General features: G+C 74.7%; 14 protein-coding genes. 6 read left to right on the top strand and 8 right to left on the bottom strand.

Annotated elements, in window-relative coordinates; genetic code table 11:
- Positions 1 to 41: 41 nt before the first annotated feature.
- Positions 42 to 1,529, top strand: coding sequence for an MBOAT family O-acyltransferase (locus R3E88_22340; protein MEZ4219220.1), 1,488 nt, complete (start codon positions 42 to 44; stop codon positions 1,527 to 1,529).
- Positions 1,492 to 2,589 carry a hypothetical protein gene (locus R3E88_22335; GenBank protein MEZ4219219.1) on the top strand — a complete coding sequence of 366 codons (1,098 nt, stop codon included), beginning with the start codon at positions 1,492 to 1,494 and terminating at the stop codon, positions 2,587 to 2,589. Before R3E88_22340 ends, R3E88_22335 begins: the two co-directional genes overlap by 38 nt.
- Here the strand turns inward: R3E88_22335 and R3E88_22330 are convergent.
- From R3E88_22330 to rimK, 3 genes are read right to left on the bottom strand one after another with little or no spacing between them, the layout of a single operon-like run.
- The gene (locus R3E88_22330; GenBank protein ID MEZ4219218.1) at positions 2,586 to 3,335 is read right to left on the bottom strand and encodes an enoyl-CoA hydratase-related protein; all 750 of its coding nucleotides are present in this window, start codon (positions 3,333 to 3,335) and stop codon (positions 2,586 to 2,588) included. The two genes, R3E88_22335 and R3E88_22330, sit on opposite strands and share 4 nt — an antisense overlap.
- Positions 3,336 to 3,394: 59 nt before the next feature.
- Positions 3,395 to 4,423, bottom strand: coding sequence for a succinylglutamate desuccinylase/aspartoacylase family protein (locus R3E88_22325; protein MEZ4219217.1), 1,029 nt, complete (start codon positions 4,421 to 4,423; stop codon positions 3,395 to 3,397).
- Complete coding sequence (gene rimK / locus R3E88_22320; GenBank protein ID MEZ4219216.1) at positions 4,416 to 5,720, bottom strand: 30S ribosomal protein S6--L-glutamate ligase; 1,305 nt, start codon at positions 5,718 to 5,720, stop codon at positions 4,416 to 4,418. The genes R3E88_22325 and rimK overlap by 8 nt, the downstream gene beginning before the upstream one ends.
- Positions 5,721 to 5,906: 186 nt before the next feature.
- On the opposite strand from rimK, the gene R3E88_22315 reads away from it, so the two are divergent.
- From R3E88_22315 to R3E88_22300, 4 genes are read left to right on the top strand one after another with little or no spacing between them, the layout of a single operon-like run.
- Positions 5,907 to 7,010 (top strand): succinylglutamate desuccinylase/aspartoacylase family protein, encoded by a 1,104-nt coding sequence (locus R3E88_22315; protein MEZ4219215.1) that lies wholly within the window; start codon positions 5,907 to 5,909, stop codon positions 7,008 to 7,010.
- 42 nt (positions 7,011 to 7,052) lie between these two features.
- Positions 7,053 to 8,642 carry a UUP1 family membrane protein gene (locus R3E88_22310; GenBank protein ID MEZ4219214.1) on the top strand — a complete coding sequence of 530 codons (1,590 nt, stop codon included), beginning with the start codon at positions 7,053 to 7,055 and terminating at the stop codon, positions 8,640 to 8,642.
- On the top strand, positions 8,639 to 9,646 hold the full coding sequence (locus tag R3E88_22305; protein MEZ4219213.1) for an alpha-L-glutamate ligase-like protein: 1,008 nt from the start codon (positions 8,639 to 8,641) through the stop codon (positions 9,644 to 9,646). The genes R3E88_22310 and R3E88_22305 overlap by 4 nt, the downstream gene beginning before the upstream one ends.
- Positions 9,647 to 9,662: 16 nt before the next feature.
- The gene (locus R3E88_22300; GenBank protein ID MEZ4219212.1) at positions 9,663 to 10,991 is read left to right on the top strand and encodes a hypothetical protein; all 1,329 of its coding nucleotides are present in this window, start codon (positions 9,663 to 9,665) and stop codon (positions 10,989 to 10,991) included.
- 30 nt (positions 10,992 to 11,021) lie between these two features.
- Here the strand turns inward: R3E88_22300 and corA are convergent, their stop codons facing one another.
- Genes corA through R3E88_22275 form a run of 5 tightly spaced genes read right to left on the bottom strand, consistent with a single transcriptional unit; the run spans position 11,022 to position 19,417 of the window.
- Positions 11,022 to 12,098, bottom strand: coding sequence for a magnesium/cobalt transporter CorA (gene corA / locus R3E88_22295; protein MEZ4219211.1), 1,077 nt, complete (start codon positions 12,096 to 12,098; stop codon positions 11,022 to 11,024).
- On the bottom strand, positions 12,095 to 14,377 hold the full coding sequence (locus R3E88_22290; protein ID MEZ4219210.1) for a mechanosensitive ion channel: 2,283 nt from the start codon (positions 14,375 to 14,377) through the stop codon (positions 12,095 to 12,097). Before R3E88_22290 ends, corA begins: the two co-directional genes overlap by 4 nt.
- 20 nt (positions 14,378 to 14,397) lie before the next feature.
- Positions 14,398 to 15,747, bottom strand: a complete 1,350-nt coding sequence (locus tag R3E88_22285; protein ID MEZ4219209.1) for a serine/threonine-protein kinase — start codon at positions 15,745 to 15,747, stop codon at positions 14,398 to 14,400.
- On the bottom strand, positions 15,744 to 16,637 hold the full coding sequence (locus R3E88_22280) for a protein phosphatase 2C domain-containing protein (protein MEZ4219208.1): 894 nt from the start codon (positions 16,635 to 16,637) through the stop codon (positions 15,744 to 15,746). Before R3E88_22280 ends, R3E88_22285 begins: the two co-directional genes overlap by 4 nt.
- Positions 16,634 to 19,417, bottom strand: coding sequence for a helicase C-terminal domain-containing protein (locus tag R3E88_22275; protein ID MEZ4219207.1), 2,784 nt, complete (start codon positions 19,415 to 19,417; stop codon positions 16,634 to 16,636). Before R3E88_22275 ends, R3E88_22280 begins: the two co-directional genes overlap by 4 nt.
- Positions 19,418 to 19,447: the final 30 nt, after the last annotated feature.

The following is a 19,447-nucleotide window of genomic DNA, read 5'->3' as shown; positions in this document are numbered from 1 at the left end:
TGCGCTCGACGCGGCGCGCGCACCGGCGCAGGATGTGAAGCGTGCTCTTCCACTCCGCGGCGTTCCTGTTCGCGTTCCTGCCCGCCGTGCTCGCGGGCACCTTCGCGCTCGATCGCCTCTTCGGGCGGCGGGCCGCGATCGCGTGGCTCGTCGCGGCCTCCTTCGTCTTCTACGCGTGGGCGGTGCCGGCGTGGGCGCTGCTGCTCGGCGGCTCGGTCGCGTTCAACTTCGCCGTCGGGCGGCGGCTCGAGGGCGCGGCGCCGCAGGGCGGTGCGCGCGGCGTGCTCGCGTTCGGCGTCGCGGCGAACCTCGCGCTCCTCGGCTGGTTCAAGTACGCGGGCTTCTTCCTCGACAACGTCGCCTGGATCGCGGGGCGCGCGTCGCCCGCACTCGACGTCGCGCTCCCGATCGGCATCTCGTTCTTCACCTTCCAGAACGTCGCCTATCTCGTCGACGCGCAGCGCGGGCGCGCGCGCACCTACGGCCTGCTCGAGTACGCGCTCTTCATCGCGTTCTTCCCGCAGCTGATCGCGGGGCCGATCGTCCACCACGAGGAGCTGATCCCGCAGCTGCGGCGCGCGGACGCGCTGCGCCCCGATGCGGCGCGCCTCGCGACGGGCGCGGCGATCTTCGTCGTCGGGCTCTTCAAGAAGGTCGTGGTCGCCGACCGGCTCGCGCTCTTCGCCGACCCGGGCTTCGCCGCGGCAGCCGCGAGCACGGGCGGCGGCGCCGACGCACCGCTCGGCGCGCTCGCGGCCTGGGGCGCGACGCTCGCGTTCTCGCTGCAGATCTACTTCGACTTCTCGGGCTACACGGACATGGCGATCGGTCTCGGTCGCATGTTCGGCGTCGCCCTGCCCGACAACTTCCTGTCGCCGTACAAGGCGACGAGCATCGTCGACTTCTGGCGACGCTGGCACGTGACGCTCTCGCGCTTCCTGCGCGACTACGTCTACATCCCGCTCGGCGGCAACCGCCACGGCCGCCCGCGCCGCTACGCGAACCTCATGGCGACGATGCTGCTCGGCGGCCTCTGGCACGGCGCGTCGTGGACGTTCGTCGCGTGGGGCGGGCTGCACGGCGCGCTGCTCGTCGCGAACCACGGCTTCCGAAGGCTGCGGCGCGCGCGGGGATGGACGGGAACCTCGGCGCCGGGCCGCGCGCTCGCCACGCTCGCGACGACGCTCGCCGTCGTCGTGGCCTGGGTCTTCTTCCGCGCCGATTCGTTCGGAACCGCGGCCGCCATGCTCGCGAGCATGGCGGGCGCGCACGGCGCGGGCGGGGACGCACCGACGTTCGCGGGCGCCTATCAAGCGCTCTGGCTCGCCGCGGGCTTCGCGGCCGTGTGGACGCTGCCGACTTCGCGCGAGCTCATAGGCGAGGCGTCGCGGCCGGTCGTGCACCTGCAGCTCGGTGCGCGTCGCATCGGCGCCGTGCCGAGCGCGCTCGCGTTCGGCGTCCTGCTGTTCGCCATCGTCGGGAGCTCGCTCGATGCGGGAACCCAGCAGTTCATCTACTTCCAGTTCTAGAGCGCGCCCGCCCGAGGGCGGGACGCGCGAGCGGGGCGGGTGGCGCGCGGCCGTCGGATTCGCGGCGCTCGTCGCGGCCGCGCTCGCGTGCGTCGCGACCGCGTGGCTCGCGCTCAACCTCGCGCGGCGCGACGAGCGCATCGCGAACGGCGCGGCGCTCCACGCGTGCGACTTCCTCGCGTTCAAGCAGGCGCTCGCCGCGCACACGGCCCCGGACGCGCGAGGGCGCGTGCTCTTCGTCGGCCTCTCGAACGTGCTGATGAGCGTGCGCGCCGACGAGATCGGCGCGGCGCTCGAACGGCCCGCGATCAACTTCGGGCTGATCGCGAACCTGAGCACGGGAATGGTGTTCGAGGCGGCCGCGCGCGCGGCGCGGCCGGGCGACCTCGTCGTGCTGTCGCTCCCGCACTGGTCCTACCAGCGCGCGACGACGCTCGACGTGCAGCAGCAGGTGGTGAAGGACCTCGTCTTCTCGTGTCCGACGCAGGGCTTCTGGCGGCTGCCGCTGCGCTACGAGCTCACCTTCCTCGCGCGCCAGGACATGGCGCAGGTGGTCGAGGCCTACGCGCGCAAGGCCGTGCGCGCCGTCGCGGGGCCACAGGCGTGGCCCGCCCCGCCGGTCGCCTGGCACCTCGCGACGAACGCCGACGGCGGCACGTTCTCGAGCGCGGGCGACTGGACGGGCAACCGCCGCGCCGACCGCCGCGCGGACCGCTTCGCGCGCATCGCCGAGGCGCCGCTGCGGCTCGCCGACCTGCGCGTCGACGAGCGCGACGAGTCCGTGCGCGAGCTCCGCCGCTTCGTGCGCGAGGCGCGCGCGCGCGGCGTCGACGTCGTCGCCGTCTGGCCCGCCGCCTACGTCGGCGACGCGCCGCGCGGCGACGTGCTGGGCGCGATCCGCGCGCTCTACGCCGACATGGACGTCGCGCTGCTCGGCGAGCCGGAGGAGTTCTTCTACGCGCTCGACGACTTCTACGACTCGCCGAACCACCTGACGCACGAGGCGGCGAGCGTCTACAGCGCGCGGCTCGCGGAGCTCCTCGCGCCGGTCGCGCCCTAGCGTCCCTTCCACTGCGGCGCGCGCTTCTCGAAGAACGCGGCGACGCCCTCGCGCGTGTCCTCGGCGGCGAAGATCGCCTCGGCGCCCTCGCGCGAGACCTCCCACGCGAGCTCGTCCGCCGCCTCGATCGGCTCGTTGATGGCGCGCAGCGTCGCGCGCACGGCGACCGGGCCGTTCGCGCAGATGCGCTCGGCGAGCGCGACCGCCTCGTCGACGGCGCGCCCCTCCTCGCACAGCACGTTCACGAGCCCGAGCCGCTCGGCGCGCTCGGCCGCGAGCGGGTCGCCGGTCAGCGCGAGCTCGCGCGCGACGTTGAGCGGCAGCGCGTGCGCGGCGCGCAGCGGCCCTCCGTAGAGCGCGAAGAGGCCGCGCTTCACCTCGGGCAGCGCGAAGCTCGCGCGCCGCGAGGCCACGACGAGATCGCACGCGAGCACCATCTCGAAGCCGCCGCCGTAGGCGAGCCCGTCGACCGCGGCGACGAGCGGCTTCGCGCGCCGCCGCCGCACGACGCCGTAGGGCCCGCCGCGCTCCGTCGTGTTGTGCTGGCCGTCGCGCAGGTCGCTGCCCGCCGAGAAGACGCCGTCGGCGCCGGCGAGCACGCCGGCCCAGAGCGCGTCGTCGTCCTCGAGCTCGTTCATCGCGTCGTCGAGGCCCCGCGTCATCTCGGCGTTCATGGCGTTGCGCTTCTCGGGGCGGTCGAGGCGCGCGACGAGGATGCGGCCGCGGCGCTCGGTCGTGACGGGCATGCGGAGACCTCCGCGCGCGAGCTTCGCGCGCGCGTGCGCGCGCGACAAGCGAGCGCGCGCTACAGCAGCTCCGGGTCCGCGACGACCTCCTCGCGGAAGGTCTCGACCTCCTCGGCCACCGTGCGCGTGCGCCGGAAGCTCGCGACGTGGAAGAGCGCGTCGCCCTCGTTCGCGAGCGGGAGGTTCGTGCGGCCGATCAGCACGCCGTCGATCGGCGAGCGCACGAGCGTCTCGTCCTCGCCGAGCGGGTCGGAGATCGCGCCGAGCACGGCGCCCTTCTCGACGCGCGCGCCGAGCCGCACGCGCGTGACGAGCACGCCCGTCTCGGGCGCGCGCACCCACTGGCTGCCGCGCGCGACGTAGGGCTTGCGCGGCGCGCTCGCGCGGCGCGACGCGCGCAGCATGCCGAGCTCGCGCATCACGGCGACGACGCCGCGCAGCCCCGCGCGGATCGCGAGCTCGTCGAAGCGCAGCGCCTCCCCGCCCTCGTAGACGACCATCGGGATGCCGCGCTCGTGCGCCGCCTCGCGCAGCGAGCCGTCGCGCAGCGGCGAGTCGAGCACGACCGGCGTGCCGAAGGCGCGCGCCATCGCGACGACCTCCTTCGAATCGAGCATCGCGCGCACCTGCGGCAGGTTCGCGCGGTGGAGCGCGCCCGTGTGCAGGTCGACGCCGTGCGTGCTCTTCTCGACCACCTCGCTCACGAACGCGTGCGCGAGCCGGCTCGCGAGCGAGCCCGTCGCCGAGCCGGGGAAGGAGCGGTTCAGATCGCGGCGATCGGGCAGGTAGCGATTGTGCGAGACGAAGCCGTAGACGTTCACGACGGGCACGGCGATCAGCGTTCCGGCGAGCCCGGCGAGCTGCGGCATGCGCAGCAGCTCGCGCACGATCGCCGTGCCGTTGATCTCGTCGCCGTGGAGCGCGGCGCACACGAAGAGGACGGGCCCGTCGCGCTTCCCGCGCACGACGCAGGCGGGGATCTCGACCTCGCCCGAGGTCATGCGGCGTGCGACGGGAATGCGGACGTTCGCGCGCTGGCCCGGCGCGACGGGCGTTCCCGCGATGACGAGCGGCGCGCGCTCAGCCATCGCTCGGCGCGCCTCCGCCGGACGCGCCGGCCGCCGCGTCGCCGACCGCGGGCGCCTCGGGCGCCTCGGGCGCGGGAACGCTCGCGACCGGCTCGTCGCCCGCGAGCCGCACGGGCGGCGCGGGCGCGGAGGCGCGCCGCCGCCCGGGCGGCCGGCGGCGCCGCGGCGCGAGGCTCTTGAGGTGCAGCGTCTTCCCGAAGCAGAGCAGCACGTCGCCGGCCAGGATCTCGCGCGAGCCCTTCGGGTTCGGGATCGACACGCTGCCGCGGTGGATGGCCATGACGACCACGTCGCGGTCGCGCAGCCCCGTCTCCTTGATCGACTTGCCGCACAGCTCCGAGCGGTCGTCGACGGGCACCTCGAGCACGGAGTAGCCGCTCTGCAGCGTCAGGCGCTGGCGGATGTCGACCTCGGGGAAGAGCACCTCCTCCTCGATCAGCTCGACGACCGCGCCCGCGACGTCGACGCCGGTCGCCGCCTCGATGCCCTCGAGGCCGGGCGACGAGTTCACCTCCATGACGCGCGGCCCGTCCGCCGCCTCGAGCATGTCGACGCCGGCCACGCGCAGGCCCATGATCTGCGCCGCGTGGAGGGCCGTGCGCTCGAACTCGGGGTCGAGCCGGGCGATGGCCTCGGCCCGGCCGCCGCGGTGGACGTTGCTGCGGAACTCGCCGCCCTGCGCCACGCGGCGCATCGCCGCGACGACGCGGTTGCCGACGACGAACGCGCGCACGTCGCGGCCCTTGCTCTCCTTCACGAACTCCTGGATCAACACGTGCTGGTTGGCCGCGCTCCGCAACACCTCGATGATCGACTGCGCGACGTTGGCGGTGTCCGCGAGCAGGACGCCGATGCCCTGCGTCCCCTCGAGCAGCTTGATCACGACGGGCGGGCCGCCCATGCGATCGATCGTCGGCACGATCTCGTCGAGCTCGTGCACGAACGCGGTGCGCGGGATGCCGACGCGGTGGCGACTCAGGATCTGCATCGAGCGCAGCTTGTCGCGCGACACGCCGATCGCCTGCGAGCTGTTGAGACAGAAGACGCCCATCTGCTCGAACTGGCGCACGACGGCCGTGCCGTAGAGCGTGATCGACGCGCCGATGCGCGGGATCACGGCGTCGTAGGTCGAGAGCGGGCGGTTCTTGTAGAAGAGCTCGGGCTGTCCCTGCTGCGTCTCGATCGCGAAGTCGAGCGTGTCGAGCACCTTCGCCTTGTGACCGCGCGCCGCGCAGGCCTCCTTGAGGCGGCGCGTGCTGTACAGGCGCGTGCCACGCGAGAGGATGGCGATCTTCATGAGGGGGGCGCTCCGGGCCGGGGTGGGCGCGGAGTATCGCCGAGCACCGCCGCCGCCGCCTCGCGCCGACCGGCATCGCACCGACCGGTGCCGCGTCGAGCCGCGCGGCGGCAGCCGGCGTCGCCCGCGCCCGCGCGGACGGCGTTCCGGAAGTCGCGGCGCGCGACCGTTGCGGGACGCAGTACCATGCGCGCCATGCGCGCGCTCGCGGCCACCGCGGTCGTCCTCCTCGCCGCGGCCGTCGCCACGCCGCCGGCAGCGGCGCGCGAGCCCGCTCCCGAGTTCGGCACGCCGCGCGGCGAGAAGCGCCGCTTCGAGGTGCGCTCGAGCGAATCGTTCGCGGGCGTGTCGGTCGAGACGCCCGTCTTCGTGACGCGAGGCCGCCTGCCCGGCCCGACGCTCTGCCTGGTCGCCGGCATCCACGGCGACGAGCTCAACGGCGTCGAGATCGTCCGCCGCATCGTCGAGCAGCTCGACCCCGAGCTGCTCGCCGGGACGCTCGTCGCCGTGCCGATCGCGAACCCGCACGGCTACAACCGCAGCTCCCGCTACCTGCCCGACCGCCGCGACCTGAACCGCTACTTCCCCGGCCGCACGACGGGCAGCTCGGCCTCGCGCATCGCGTTCGTGCTGTTCGAGGACGTGATCCGTCCGTGCACGTACCTGATCGACTTCCACACGGGCTCGTTCCACCGCACGAACCTCCCGCACATCCGCGCGAACCTCGACGACGCGAAGACCGCGGAGTTCGCGAAGGCGTTCGGCGCCGACCTGGTCGTGCACAACCGCGGGCGGCTCGGGACGCTGCGGCGCGCGGCCGCCGACGCGGGCATCCCGTCGGTGATCTACGAGGCGGGCGAGCCGATGCGCCTGCGCGAGGACGAGATCGAGCAGGGGGTCGCCGGCACGACGCGCGCGATGCACGCGCTGCGCATGCTGCAGCCGTACGCCGAGCCGACGCCGCCGCGCCAGGTCATCCGCCGCACGCACTGGGTGCGCGTCGACCGCGGCGGGCTCATGCTCGCGATCGTCCAGATCGGCGAGACCGTGAAGCGCGGGCAGCTGCTCGGCACGGTGATCGACCCGCTGTCGAGCGCGCGCGGCGAGATCCGCTCGCCCTACGCGGGGACGATCATCGGGCAGGCGCTCGACCAGGTCGTGATGCCCGGCTTCGCCGCGTTCCACCTCGCGCTCGCCGCGCAGGAGGGCGCGGGCCTGCCGAGCTCGGCGCTCGAGGGCGACGTGCGCCCCGAGGATCCGGAAGTGGAGCCCGATGAACGCCCCGAGTAGCCGCCCGCCGCGCGCCGCGCGCGCGGTGCAGGACGCCCCCGCATGCTGCCGTCGGTGAGATGGACGGGCGCGGCGCTGATCGCGCTCGGCGCGTCGGTGTTCGCGTGGAAGGTGCTCGTCGCGCGCGTTCCGCTCCTCCCGGCGCAGGGCGAGCGCCTGTGGCGCGTCGAGCTCGAGATCTCCGTGCGCGGGCGCGGTCAGCGCGGGAGCGTGCGCGCCGCGCTGCCGTCGACCGAGCCCGGCCAGCGCATCATGGACGAGGGCGTCGTCTCGCAGCAGCTCGACCACTCGGTGCGCAACGAGCCGGGCGGGCGCGTCGCGGTGTGGGGCGGGCGGCTCGACGGCATGGTCGAGCTGCGCCAGGCCTATCGCGTCGAGCTGCAGCGCGTCGAGCTCGCGCTCCCGAGCACGCCGATGCCGAAGGTGCCCGACGAGATCGCGCAGAGCTTCCTGATCTCGACGGCCACGATCCCCGCGAAGTCGCGCGAGCTCGCGTCGCTGCTCGGCTCGCTCTCGCTGCCGGCGGGCGACGACCCGGCCGGCACCGTGCGCGCGATCTTCGCCTTCGTCGCGAACGAGGTGTCGCTCGACAACGAGGAGTCGGACGACGCGCTGATCGCGCTCGCCCACCGCGTCGGCAGCCCCGTCGGCAAGGCGCGGCTGCTGACGGCGATGCTCCGCGCGAGCGGCGTTCCCGCGCGGCGCGTGCAGGGGCTCGACCTGCAGGACAACGGGCGGCCGCGCCCGAAGACGTGGGTCGAGGCGTGGATCGGCGAGTGGGTGCCGATGTCGCCCGAGGACGGCCTGCTCGGGCTTCGCCCCGCGCGCTGGCTCGCGCTCTCGCGCGACGAGGGGCCGACGCTGTCGTCGACGAGCACGAACGCGGTCGACGCGCGCCACCGCGCGCGGCGCGAGTGGCTCGGCCACGACGAGCTCGCGACGCTGATGACGCCGCCGAACGCGATCGCGGCGCGGCTGTCGCTCTTCCGCCTGCCGCTCGCCACGCAGGCCGCGCTGCGCGTGCTGCTGCTGCTGCCGATCGGCGCGCTCGGCATCGCCGTGCTTCGCAACGTCGTCGGCATCCGCACGTTCGGGACGTTCACGCCCATCCTGTTCGCGCTCGCGCTGCGGCTGACCGACCTCGTGACCGGCATGGGGCTCGTCGTCGCCGTCGCATCGCTCGGCCTGCTGAGCCGGCTCCTGCTCGGACGCCTGCACCTGCTGCTCGTGCCGCGCCTGTGCGTGCTGCTGTGCGTCGTCGTGCTCGGGCTCGCCGCACTCGCCGTGGTCGGGCGCGAGAGCGAGATCGCCGCGCTCTTCGGCGGCTCGCTGCTGCCCGTCGTCATCCTCGTCATGCTGGTCGAGCGCTTCACCGTGACGCTGCAGGAGGAGGGCGCGCGCCACGCGCTGACGCGACTCGCGTGGACGTTCGCCGTCGCGGCGATGATCCACCCCATCCTGCAGAACGCGCTGCTCGACCACTGGATGTTCGGCTTCCCCGAGCTCGTGCTCGTCGTGGCCGGGCTGCTGATCTGGATCGGCGGCTACACGGGCTACCGGCTTTCCGAGCTGTTGCGCTTCCGCACGTTCGCGCCCGCGCGCGCGGGCGTCGGGGGAGGCGGCGCACCGTGAGCCTCTTCGCGTCGCCGCGCCGACTGCGCGAGCTCGGCGTGCTCGGCATGAACGAGCGCAACGTCCACTACACGCTCGCCGTCAACGACCGCGCGCGCTACCCGCTCGTCGACAACAAGCTCGCGACGAAGGCGCTGTGCGAGAAGGCCGGCATCCCGACGGCGAAGATCCTCGGCGTCGCGTCGGCGCAGGGCGACGTGCCGAAGCTCGTCGCGTCGCTGCTCGACGCCGCGGGCTTCGCGCTGAAGCCCGCGCGCGGCGCGATGGGCAACGGCATCCTGGTCGTGCGCGGACGCACCGAGGACGGCCGCTTCGTGCGCGCGGGCGGCGACGTGCTGACGCGCGACGACCTCGAGTTCCACGCGGCCGCGATCATCTCCGGCCTCTACGCGCTCGGCGGGCAGCCGGACGAGGCGTTCGCCGAGGAGCTGCTGCACGTCGACCCGTCGTTCGCGGCGATCGCGGTCGACGGCGTGCCCGACATCCGCGTCGTCGTCTACCGCGGCGTGCCGGCGATGGCGATGACGCGCCTGCCGACGCGCGCGTCGCGCGGGCGCGCGAACCTGCACCAGGGCGCGCTCGGCGCGGGCGTCGACCTGGCCACGGGCCGGCTCACGCGCGCCGTCCAGCACGGCCACCCGATCGATCGCCACCCCGACACGCTCGAGCCGATCGAGGGGCGCCGGCTGCCGCACTTCGCGAAGGTGCTCGAGATCGCGGTGCGCGCGGCGGACTGCACGGGCCTCGGCTACGTCGGCGCCGACGTGGTCGTCGACGCGTCGCACGGCCCGCTCGTGCTCGAGCTGAACGCGCGACCCGGCCTCGCCATCCAGCTCGCGAACGGAGCGGGCCTGTCGCGCCGGCTCGACGCCATCGACCTCGAGGCGAGGCCCGAGCTCGACTGGCGCGCGCGCATCGCGCTCGGCGTCGCGATCGCACGGCGCGCGGGCGCGGCGGGCGCGGCAGAGGACGCGAGCGAGCTTGGGGGGCGCGATGTGGCGTAGGGCATCGGAGCGCGCGATGCGCGGCGGACGGCGCGTCGCCGGCGCGCTGCTCGGAGCGGCGCTCGCCGTCGCGGTCGCCTCGGGCGCGCGCGCGGACGACGAAGGCGAGGCGGACGCGCACGCCGCCGACGCGAGCGCGATGGCCGAGGGCGCGCGTCCCGACGCGGGCGACGCCGAGGAAGCGACCGACGACGAGGCCGAGGCGACGCCCGCGACCTACGACCTGCGCGTCGACGCGCGCATCGTCGCCACCGAGCGCACCGCGCACGTGCGGCTCTCGCTCGGCGACGGCTCCGGCGCGGTCGAGAAGGTCGTCTTCCGCATCGACCCCGAGCGCCACCTCGACTTCAAGGGGAACGGCACCGTCGAGGTGAACGGCGACGAGGTCGCGTGGACGCCTCCGCGCTCGGGCGGCTCGCTCCGCTATCGCTTCCGCATCGAGCACCTGCGCAACCCGCGCACCTACGACGCCTGGTGCACGCGCAAGTGGGCGCTCTTCCGCGGCGACGACCTCGTTCCGCCGGCGAGCGTCACGACGAAGGGCCGGGAGACGTCCGAGACGCGGCTGCGCCTGCGGCTTCCCGAAGGCTGGGCCGCTGCGACGCCCTACGCGCAGACGGCGACGGGCGAGTACGTCGTCGACAACCCGCTGCGGCGCTTCGACCGACCGACCGGCTGGATCGCGATCGGCGACCTCGGCGTGCTGCGCGAGGACATCCTCGGCATGAAGGTCGCGATCGCCGCGCCGCGCTCGCAGCACATGCGGCGCAACGACATCCTCGCGCTCCTGCACTGGGCGGCGCCGTCGCTGCGCGACCTGCTCGGCGAGCTCCCGCCGCGCTACCTGATCGTCGGCGCGGGCGATCCGATGTGGCGCGGCGGCCTCTCGGGCCCGGGCTCCGCCTACCTCCACTCCGACCGCCCGCTGATCTCGGCCGACGGCACGAGCCCCGTCCTGCACGAGGTGCTGCACAGCACGCTCGCGGCGCGCGCCGACGCCGCGCACCAGTGGCTCGTCGAGGGGCTCGTCGAGTACTACTCGGTCGTGCTGCTGCACCGCTCGGGGACGATCTCGGAATCGCGCTACGAGGCGACGCTCGCGCGCCACCGCACGCTCGCGCGCCGGCAGCGCCGCAAGCGCGAGCTGCGCGCATCGGCGGGCATGGCGCTCTACGCGCGCCTCGACGCCGCCCTCCAGGAGCGCTCCGAGGGCGCGCACTCGCTCGACGACGTCGCGCGGGAGATCGCGCGCCGTCGCGTCCCGCTCACGCCCGACGCACTGGCCGAGATGGCGAAGGACGTCGCGGGCGTCGACGTCGCGGACGTGATCGCCGCGGGCGAGTGAGCGGGCATCCGCGCCGCGCGGCCGCTCCGCCTAGCGTCTGCGGCGCGAGCGGCGCCCGAGCCAGCCGCGGCGCCGGAAGTAGCCGAGCATCGCGATCGCGACCGCCGCCATCACGCCGAGCACCACGAAGTAGCCGCGGCGCGCGTGCAGCTCCGGCATGTGCTCGAAGTTCATGCCGTAGATGCCCGCGATGAACGTGAGCGGGATGAAGATGCTGCCGACGAGCGTGAGCAGCTTCATCACCTCGTTCTGGCGGTGCCCGAGCGTCGCGAGCGCCGCGTTCATCAGGTCGAGCGAGGCCTCGCGCGTCGACTCGAGGCGCCCGAGCACCTGCTGCGCCTGGTCGCGCGTGTCGCGCAGGTAGAGCCGCGTCGACTCGGTGACGAACGGCGAGGGCTCGATGGCGAGACGCGCGACCATCTCCGTCATCGGACGCGCGACGCGCCGCAGCACGAGCACGCGCCGCTGCAGCCGGTGCACGCGCGCGATCAACGCGGGCGTCGGGTCGGCGAGCACCTCCTCCTCGAGCTCGTCGAGCGCGTCGGCGAGCTCGTCGACGACCGGGAAGTAGTGGTCGACGAGCGCGTCGACGAGCGCGTACGCGAGGTAGCAGGGCCCGGAGCGCCGGATGGGGCCGCCGCCGCGGCGGATGCGCTCGCGCACCGCGTCGAAGAAGCCGAAGTAGCGCTCCTGGAAGCTCAGCACGTAGCCACGCCCGACGAGCAGGCACACCTGCGGCACGCGCGTCGCGCCGTCGACGGTGCGCCACGGCGCGCGCGCGACGACGAGCAGCTGGTCGGGGTACGACTCGATGCCGGCGCGCTGCGGCACGTTCACGGCATCGGAGATCGCGAGCGGGTGCAGACCGAAGATCTCGGCGATGCGCAGCAGCTTGCGCTCGTCGCCGAGGCCCTGGACGTCGATCCAGGTCGTCGTCTCCGTGTTCGCGTAGGGCACGAGCTCGTCGAGGTCGGCGACCTCGCGCTCCTCGAGGCCGGCCTCGTCGTACTGCATCAGCCGCACGACGGGCGGCGGCGAGCCCGGCGGAATGGCGAGCGCGCCGGGCCGCGCCCCCGCGGCGGGGCGGTGGATGGGGAAGTCGCTCACGCGCCGCCCCCGTCGTCCGCGCTCCCGCCTTCGCGCACGAGCCGCACGGCGAGCGGCGAGAGCGTGTCGAGGTGCACGTCGCGCTGCGGGAACGCGATCGTGATGCCCGCCTCGCGGAAGAGCTCGTCGATGCGGAAGCGCACCTCGCTCTCGATCGTGAGGCGGTCCATGAGCCGGCGGATCGCCGCCCAGAAGTGCACCTCGAAGGCGAGCGCGTTGTCGCCGAAGTCGGCGAACAGCACGGACGGCGCCGGGTGCGCGTGCACGCGCGGGTGCTCGTTCAGCGCCTGGAGCAGCAGCCGCTCGACGTCGCGCGTCGGCGAGCCGTAGGCCACGCCGACCTTCACGACGAGCCGGACGTTCGGGTCGTTGAGCGTCCAGTTCACGACCTGGTTCTCGAGGATCGACGCGTTCGGCACCACGATGTGGATGTTCGTGCCCGTGCGGATGCGCGTGCTGCGCAGACCGATCTGCTCGACGATGCCGTAGACGTCGCCGCCCACCTCGACGAGGTCGCCGATCTTCACCGGGCGCTCGGCCAGCAGGATCACGCCGCTGATGAAGTTGTTGACGATGTTCTGGCTGCCGAAGCCGACCCCGATCGCGAGTGCGCCGCCGACGAACGCGAAGGCCGTGAGCGGGATGCTCGCGAAGCGCAGCACGACGAGCACGAGCGCGACGAGGAAGGCGTAGAAGGCGAGCGACTCGAAGGCGCGCGCGCCGCCCTCGTCGAGCCCGAGCCGCGGGAAGACGTGGAGCCGCAGCGCACGCGCCACCCAGCGCACGCCGTAGAGCCCGACGAAGAAGACGAGCAGCGCCGAGACGAGCTTCCCGACCGTGATCGGGTTGTCCTCGGCCGACCAGACCTCGTACTCCCACACCGCTGCCGCCCGGCCGGCGAGCACCTCGAGCCGCTCGGCCAGGCCGAGGTCGCTCTCGTGCGCGCGGAGCTCGCCGGCGAAGCGATCGAGCAGGAAGCGGTGATCGGAGAGCCGCTGGACCTCGGTGCGATAGGCGGCGATGCGCCTGCGTAGCGAGTCGCGCACGACGGCCGCCTCGGGCGCGTCGGCGTCGAGCCCGCCGATCTCGGCCTGCAGCTCCTCGAGGCGGACGCGCGCGAGCGCGAGGCTGCGATCGACCTCGCCGATCGCGGCCGTCGTCTGGTCGAGCCACGCGGCGGCCTGCTCGACGTCGGCCTCGCCGCGCGCGAGCGCATAGCGTTGCTGCCACAGCTCCTTGCTCGCCTCGAGCCGCGCGCGGTGCTCGGAGAGCAGCGAGCCGATGCGCTGCTCGCCCGCCGCGACGACGCGGCGCGCCTCGACCGCTGCCGCGCCTTCGGCCGAGCCGTCGGAGCGCGAGCGGGCGCGCTCGAGCTGGCGCTCCGCCTCGTCCTCGGCGAAGCGCTGCTTCTGCTGCGCGCGCTCGAGATCGAAGAGCTGCTTGTCGATGCCGGACACGACGCTCGCGAGCTCGGAGGCGTCGGCGCTGCGCGCCGCCTCCTGCTCCGCGAGCGCGGTCTCGAGCGCCGCCGCGTCCTCGCCCGCAGCGGCGCGCTGGCGCTCCCAGTAACGGAGCTCGGCGCGGCGCAGCGACACCTCGGCGTCGGCGACACGGCTCGCGAGCTCCGCCTTGCGGAGCTTCGGCGCGCTCGACTCGCCGTTCGCGACCTGCTCCTTCAGCTGGCGGCGCGTGCGTTCGGCCTTCTCGCGGTCGCTGCGCGCGCGCTCGACGGAGGCCTTCGCGGCCTCGATCGCCTTCTCCGCGCGCTCTCCCGCGGCGTTCGCGTCGGCGAGCCGCCGCGCCGTCGCATCGACGTCGGCGAGCGCGAAGGGCGGGCCGGGCGGCGCCGGCAGCGGCGCCTCGGGCGGCGGACTCTGCATGCGTTCGAGCAGCGTCGCGTGCTCGGCGAGCATGTCGTCGAGGCGCTCGACGAGCGCGATCGAGCTGCGCGGCACGGGCTCCTCCGCGCGCAGCGCCGCGAGCTCGGTGGCGAGCGCCGCGCGCGCGGCGGCGATGTCGGCCGCGTCGGGCGGGCCGGACGCGGTGGCCGCGTCGCCGTTCGGCGCCGTCGCGCCGTTCGACCCGTTCGAGCCGTTCGCTCCGCTCGAGCCGTTCGCGGTGTCCGCGCCCGTCGCGCCGCGCGCGGCGTCGAGCAGGGAAGGCGCCTGCGCGCGCGCGTCGCGCGCGCCGCCGGCGAGCGTCGCGATCGCGGCCGCGAGCGCCGCGGCGGCGGCGAGAGCGGCGATCGCTGCGGAGCCGCGGCGACGCGACCTGGCCATGCGCGACCTCCTCTCCACGCCTAACGACCCGAGGCGCGGCCGATCGACAGCGCGGCGGCGTTCCTTCGCCCGCACCACGCGCACCAGCGCCAGCGCGGCGCCATCGGCCAGCGGCACGAGGGGCACGGCGGCAGCGACTCGACCTTCCACGGCCGCGCGACCTTCGTCTTGCACATCGGGCAGTAGCGCATGAACGGGCGCAGCTGCCCTTCGCAGCCCTTGCGGCGGCACGTGCGCGTCGCGCGCCGGTCGAGCGGCGGACGCCGGCCGTTGCTCTCGAGCCGCGCCGTGGCGCACCACGGGCACGCCTTCCATTCGGGGCGCACGCCGCGCTCGCAGTCGGGACACACGAGCGGGTAGCTCGTGACGTAGGTGAAGGCGTTGCGATCCGTGCCGCACCACGGGCAGCAGCGCATCGCCTCCGCGATCGGCCCGCCGCACTTGTGGCAGTCGAAGTCGGCGCGGAGCGCCTTGCCGAAGTGCCTGCGGAACCAGCGCGTCTCGAGCGCGAAGGGGTCGTTCGTCGCCGCGCGGTGCGACGGCGCCTTGCGCCGACGCGCGCCCTTCGCCGGCGCGCTCTCGCGCGACTCGTGGCGCGCGATCGCCGCGACGAGCGCCGCGTGCAGCTCGCCCGCGTCGCGCCAGCGCCGCTTCGGGTCGGGCTCGAGCGCGCGCCGGATCACCGCCTGCACGGGCGCGGGACAGCGGCGCTCGAAGCGCTCGTGGCCCTCGAGCGGCCACACGAACGGCCAGCCCGGGAGCACGCCGGCGAAGAGCTGGTAGGCCGTGAGCCCCCAGCTGAACACGTCGCTCGCGAAACGCGGGCGCCCGTAGGCCTGCTCGGGCGCCATGTAGCCGAACGTGCCGACCTCGGTCAGGACGCGCGTCGAGCGCGGCGCGAGGCGCGCGGTGCCGAAGTCCGTGAGCTTCGCCGTGCCGTCGCTCATCACCACGACGTTCTCGGGCTTCACGTCGCGGTGCAGCACGCCGCGCGAGTGCGCGTGCGCGAGGCCCGCCGCGACGTCGCGCACGATCGCGAGCGCCGCGCGCGCCGAGCGCCGCGCGCGCGGATAGTCGTCGAGGCTCGTCGTCGCGAGCTCGGTGACGATCACGAAGCGCCCGTCGATCCAGTCCGCGTTGCGGATCGCGACGATGTTCGGGTGCTCGAGGTGGGCGGCGATGCGCGCTTCGTGCTCGATCGCGTCGCGCCCGAACTCCGCGACGATCGCGGGATGCACGACCTTGAGCGCGACGCGCCGCCCCTCGATCGGGTCGCGCGCGCGCCAGACGTCGGCCGTCGCACCCGTCGCGATGCGGTGCTCGCACCGGTACTTGCCGAGCTTGCTCCCGCGGACGAGCCGACGGGTCACGCGGCGCCTCCCGGCCTGCGCGCGCGCGCGGCGCGGCGTGTGCGCGCGCGGGGCGAGCGCGTGCGGTAGAGCAGGAAGGTCGCGTCGTCGCAGTGCCCGGCGATCTCGCGGTCGCCGTGCTCCATCACCTCGGCGACGCGCTGCGCGAGCGCGTGCGCGGCGTCGCCGAGCGCGCCGCGCCGGATCAGCTCGACGAGGTCGCTCGGGCGCACGTTGTCGAGCACGCCGTCCGACGCGACGAGCAGCGTGTCGCGCTCCGCCATCTCGATCGGCGCGCCCACCTCGAGCCGCATGTCCTGCGAGCCCACGCAGTTCGAGATGAAGCTGCGCTCCTCGTGGTCCATCACCTTCTCGGGGTCGAGCATGCCGGACGCGACGCCGTAGCCGACCGGCGAGTGCGGGATCGTGTGCAGGCGCACGCGGCCGCGCTGCCCGACGACGAGCGCGACCGAGTCGCCCGCGTGATAGGTGCGCACGAAGTCGGCGCCGAGCTCGACGGCGACGAGCGTCGTGCCCGCCCCGATGCGCATGCCGAGCACGTCGGCGTTCGCCTCCTCGAAGCCGTCGAGGACGAACGGCCGCAGATCGCTCGCGCCCGTCTCGACGGCGCGCGCGAGGCAGGCGCCGAGCGCGTCGACCGCCATGCGCGACGCGCGCGCACCGCTCGGCGCGCCGCCGATGCCGTCGGCGACGGCGAGCACGGCGCCCACCTCGCCCACTTCCCAGATCGCCGCGCAATCCTCGTTGGGGCCCGTCTTGTCGGGCGCGCGGCGCGTGTAGGCCCAGGCCTCGCCGTGCGCGACGGGCAGGCTCCGCGGCCCGTCGAGCGGCTCTCCGGCGAGGATCTCGGCGTGCAGACCGGCGGCGGGCCGGCTCGCCGCGCCGCTCACAGGCCGATCTCCGCGAGCAGTGCGCGCAGGTCCGAGCGGCGCGCCTTGTGCATCGCGACGCCGGGCGGGAGCGCGCTCGCGAGCTTGCGGAAGTAGCCCTTGCTCGTCCGCCCCTCGACGACGACGACGATGCCGCGATCGGACTCGCTGCGGATCAGCCGGCCCGCCATCTGCTTCAGGTTCAGCAGCATCTTCCCGAGCGCGACGCGCTCGAACGGGTCGCCGCCCGCCTCGCGCACGCGCGCCTCGCGGCGCTTGAGGAGCTCGGTCGGCACCTCGAACGGGAGCTTCTCGATCACGACGGCCTGCAGGTCCTCGCCGGGGATGTCGAGCCCCTGCCAGAACGTGCGCGCGCCGAGCAGGATGGCGCCGCCCTTCGCGCGCGTGAAGCGCTCGACGAGTGCGGCCGGGTCGTCGCTCGCGCGCCGCGGCGCGAGGATCTCGAAGCCCTCGCCGCGCAGCTCGCGGTCGAGCAGCTCGGCCACCTGGTTCATGCGCGCGAGGCTCGTGAAGAGACCGAGCGTGCGGCCGCGCAGCGTGCGCGCGAGCTCGGCGACGACGGCCGCCGTCTCGTCGACGACCGCGGCCGTCGGCGTGTCGAGCGCGGCGACGCGCATGTGCTCGGCGTACGGGAACGGGCTCTCCACCGAGACGCGCCCGGTCGGGAGCAGCGCGCGCTCCTCGATCTCGAGCTCGCCGAGCGCGGCGAACGGGTCGCCGTTCACGAACAGGCTCGCCGACACGACGGTGAACGACTCGAGCTTCTGCAGGAACGCCTCGTGGAACGCGGGCGCGGGCGAGACGGCGCGGATCGCGAGCCGCCAGCGGTCGAACGGCGCCTCGAGGCGCTCGAACGAGGAGACGTTGTCGCCCGACTCGTCGGCGAACGCGAGGCGCAGGCCGCGCGCCGCGTCGCGGAGCTCGGCAGCCGTGCGCGCGACGGGGCTCGGCCCCTCGCCCTCGTCGCCGTCGTCGTCGAGCGAGAGCGCGTGGTCGGCGACCTGCTCGATGCGGCGCGCGGCCGTCTCGGCGAGCGCGGTGGCCTCCGGGAACTCGCGCTCGGGACGCGGCGGGAGCTGCACCTCGCCGTACTCGTTCGCGCGGTGCGCGAGCGCGCGGCCGAGCTCGGCGAGGTCGAGCGCCAGGCTGCGGCGCCACGCGAGCACGTCCTTCTCGGACGCGCGCGCACGCGCGCGCGCCACGAGCGTCGGCCGGCCGCGCTCGCCCGGGCGCCCGAACAGCTCGTCGACGAGCTCGAGCACCTCGTCGGGGCTCACGCTCGTCGCGTAGACCTCGTCGGCCACGCCCGCGAGCTGGTGGCCTTCGTCCGCGATCGCGTGCGTGAAGGCGGGGTAGTCGGGCGGCCAGCGCAGCAGCAGGTCGTGGTTCGCGACGACGAGGTGCGCCTTCGCGAGCGCGCCGCGCCGCCGTCCGAACGGGCACGCGCGCTGCTTGGCGCACTCCTCGCGCGAGCACTGCTGCGCGCGCGCGGCGACGCTGCGCCGGCGCAGCTCGCGCAGCGGCGGGTAGCGGCGCAGGAGCGCCGCGGGCAGCGTGCCGACCTCGCCGTGCGGACGCGTGCGCGCGCACGCCATCATCACCGCGTAGGCCATGCGATCCTGCTCGAAGATGCTCGGCTCGCGGCCCTCGGCGAGCACGGCCTCGAGCCGCCGCTCGCACACGTAGTTCGCGCGGCCCTTGATCGAGAGCGCGCGCAGCCCGGGGTGGCCGAGGAAGCGCGCGGCGGCCGCGATGTCCTTGTGCAGCAGCTGGTCCTGCAGGAGCTTCGTGCGCGTCGACACGACGACGGGCTCGTGCACGCCGCCCGCCGCGCGCTCCATCGCGAACGGGATCGCCGCGGCGAGATAGGCGAGCGACTTCCCGACGCCCGTTCCGCCCTCGACGAGCAGCGCGCCGCCCTCGCCGAGCGCGCGCACGAACTGCCGCGCGAGCTCGATCTGCTCCTTGCGCGCGCGGTAGCCGGGCAGGTAGCGCCGCCCGCGCTCCTCGTCCGCGAGCGCCGCGGCGATCGCGTCCTCGTCGAACGGCACGGGCTTCTCGCGCGATTCGCCGACGTGCACGAACTGGCCGGGCAGGTCGTCGTCGACGACGAGATCCTTGCCGAGCAGCGCGAGCCAGGGCGACCCGGGCGAGTAGCGGAGCAGCGCGCGGCGCGCAGTCAGGTAGCGCGGCTCGCCCGCGCGCGCGCCGGCGCCGACGCGCGACAGCACGCGCGCGGTGTCGAGCGCGTCGTCGAGCGCGCGGTGGTGCTCCTCGGTGCGCAGCAGCATGCGCGTGAACGACTCGAGCCGCAGGTCGGGCGCGTCGGGGTGCGTGAGCGCGAGCAGGTCCTGCGTGTCGAGATAGGCGGCGCCGTCGAGCGACGGGTCGACGCCGCGCGCGAGGAAGGTGCGCTCGAAGTCGGCGTTGTGCGCGATGATCGTGCGCCCGGCGAGCGCGGCGCGCGCCGCGGGCGCGACGTCGGCGAGGGCGGGCGCGTCGCGCACGTCGTCGTCGGTGAGGCCCGTCAGGCGCTGGATCAGCAGCGGGAGCGGCCGGCGCGGCCGCACGAGCGTCTGGAAGGTGGCGACGCGTCCGGGGTCGAGCTGCACGACGCCGAGCTCGAGGATCTCGGACGCGGGGTCGTCGGGGAGCCCCGTCGTCTCGAGGTCGACCACGGCGAGCGGGCCGAGCTGCGCGCACAGCTCGGCGAGCGCCTCGAGGTCGATGCCGAGCTCCTCCGCGCTTCGCTCGCGATCCCCACCCTGCGCGAAGCTCACCTCGACACCTCGAGCGTCCCGTTCCCCGCG

The organism is Myxococcota bacterium (assembly GCA_041389495.1).
Taxonomy (GTDB): domain Bacteria; phylum Myxococcota_A; class UBA9160; order UBA9160; family UBA4427; genus JAWKRT01.
Note: the sequence above shows the minus strand (reverse complement) of the source record. Positions and strands in the feature narration are given on the sequence as shown.

Coding starts and splice junctions, on each gene's coding strand:
- R3E88_22290 (MEZ4219210.1), bottom strand. CDS start 14,377: ATGGCCAGGTCGCGTCGCCGCGGCTCCGCAGCGATCGCCGCTCTCGCC.
- R3E88_22300 (MEZ4219212.1), top strand. CDS start 9,663: ATGCGCGGCGGACGGCGCGTCGCCGGCGCGCTGCTCGGAGCGGCGCTC.
- R3E88_22325 (MEZ4219217.1), bottom strand. CDS start 4,423: ATGGCTGAGCGCGCGCCGCTCGTCATCGCGGGAACGCCCGTCGCGCCG.
- R3E88_22310 (MEZ4219214.1), top strand. CDS start 7,053: ATGCTGCCGTCGGTGAGATGGACGGGCGCGGCGCTGATCGCGCTCGGC.
- R3E88_22335 (MEZ4219219.1), top strand. CDS start 1,492: ATGCGGGAACCCAGCAGTTCATCTACTTCCAGTTCTAGAGCGCGCCCG.
- R3E88_22330 (MEZ4219218.1), bottom strand. CDS start 3,335: ATGCCCGTCACGACCGAGCGCCGCGGCCGCATCCTCGTCGCGCGCCTC.
- R3E88_22315 (MEZ4219215.1), top strand. CDS start 5,907: ATGCGCGCCATGCGCGCGCTCGCGGCCACCGCGGTCGTCCTCCTCGCC.
- rimK (MEZ4219216.1), bottom strand. CDS start 5,720: ATGAAGATCGCCATCCTCTCGCGTGGCACGCGCCTGTACAGCACGCGC.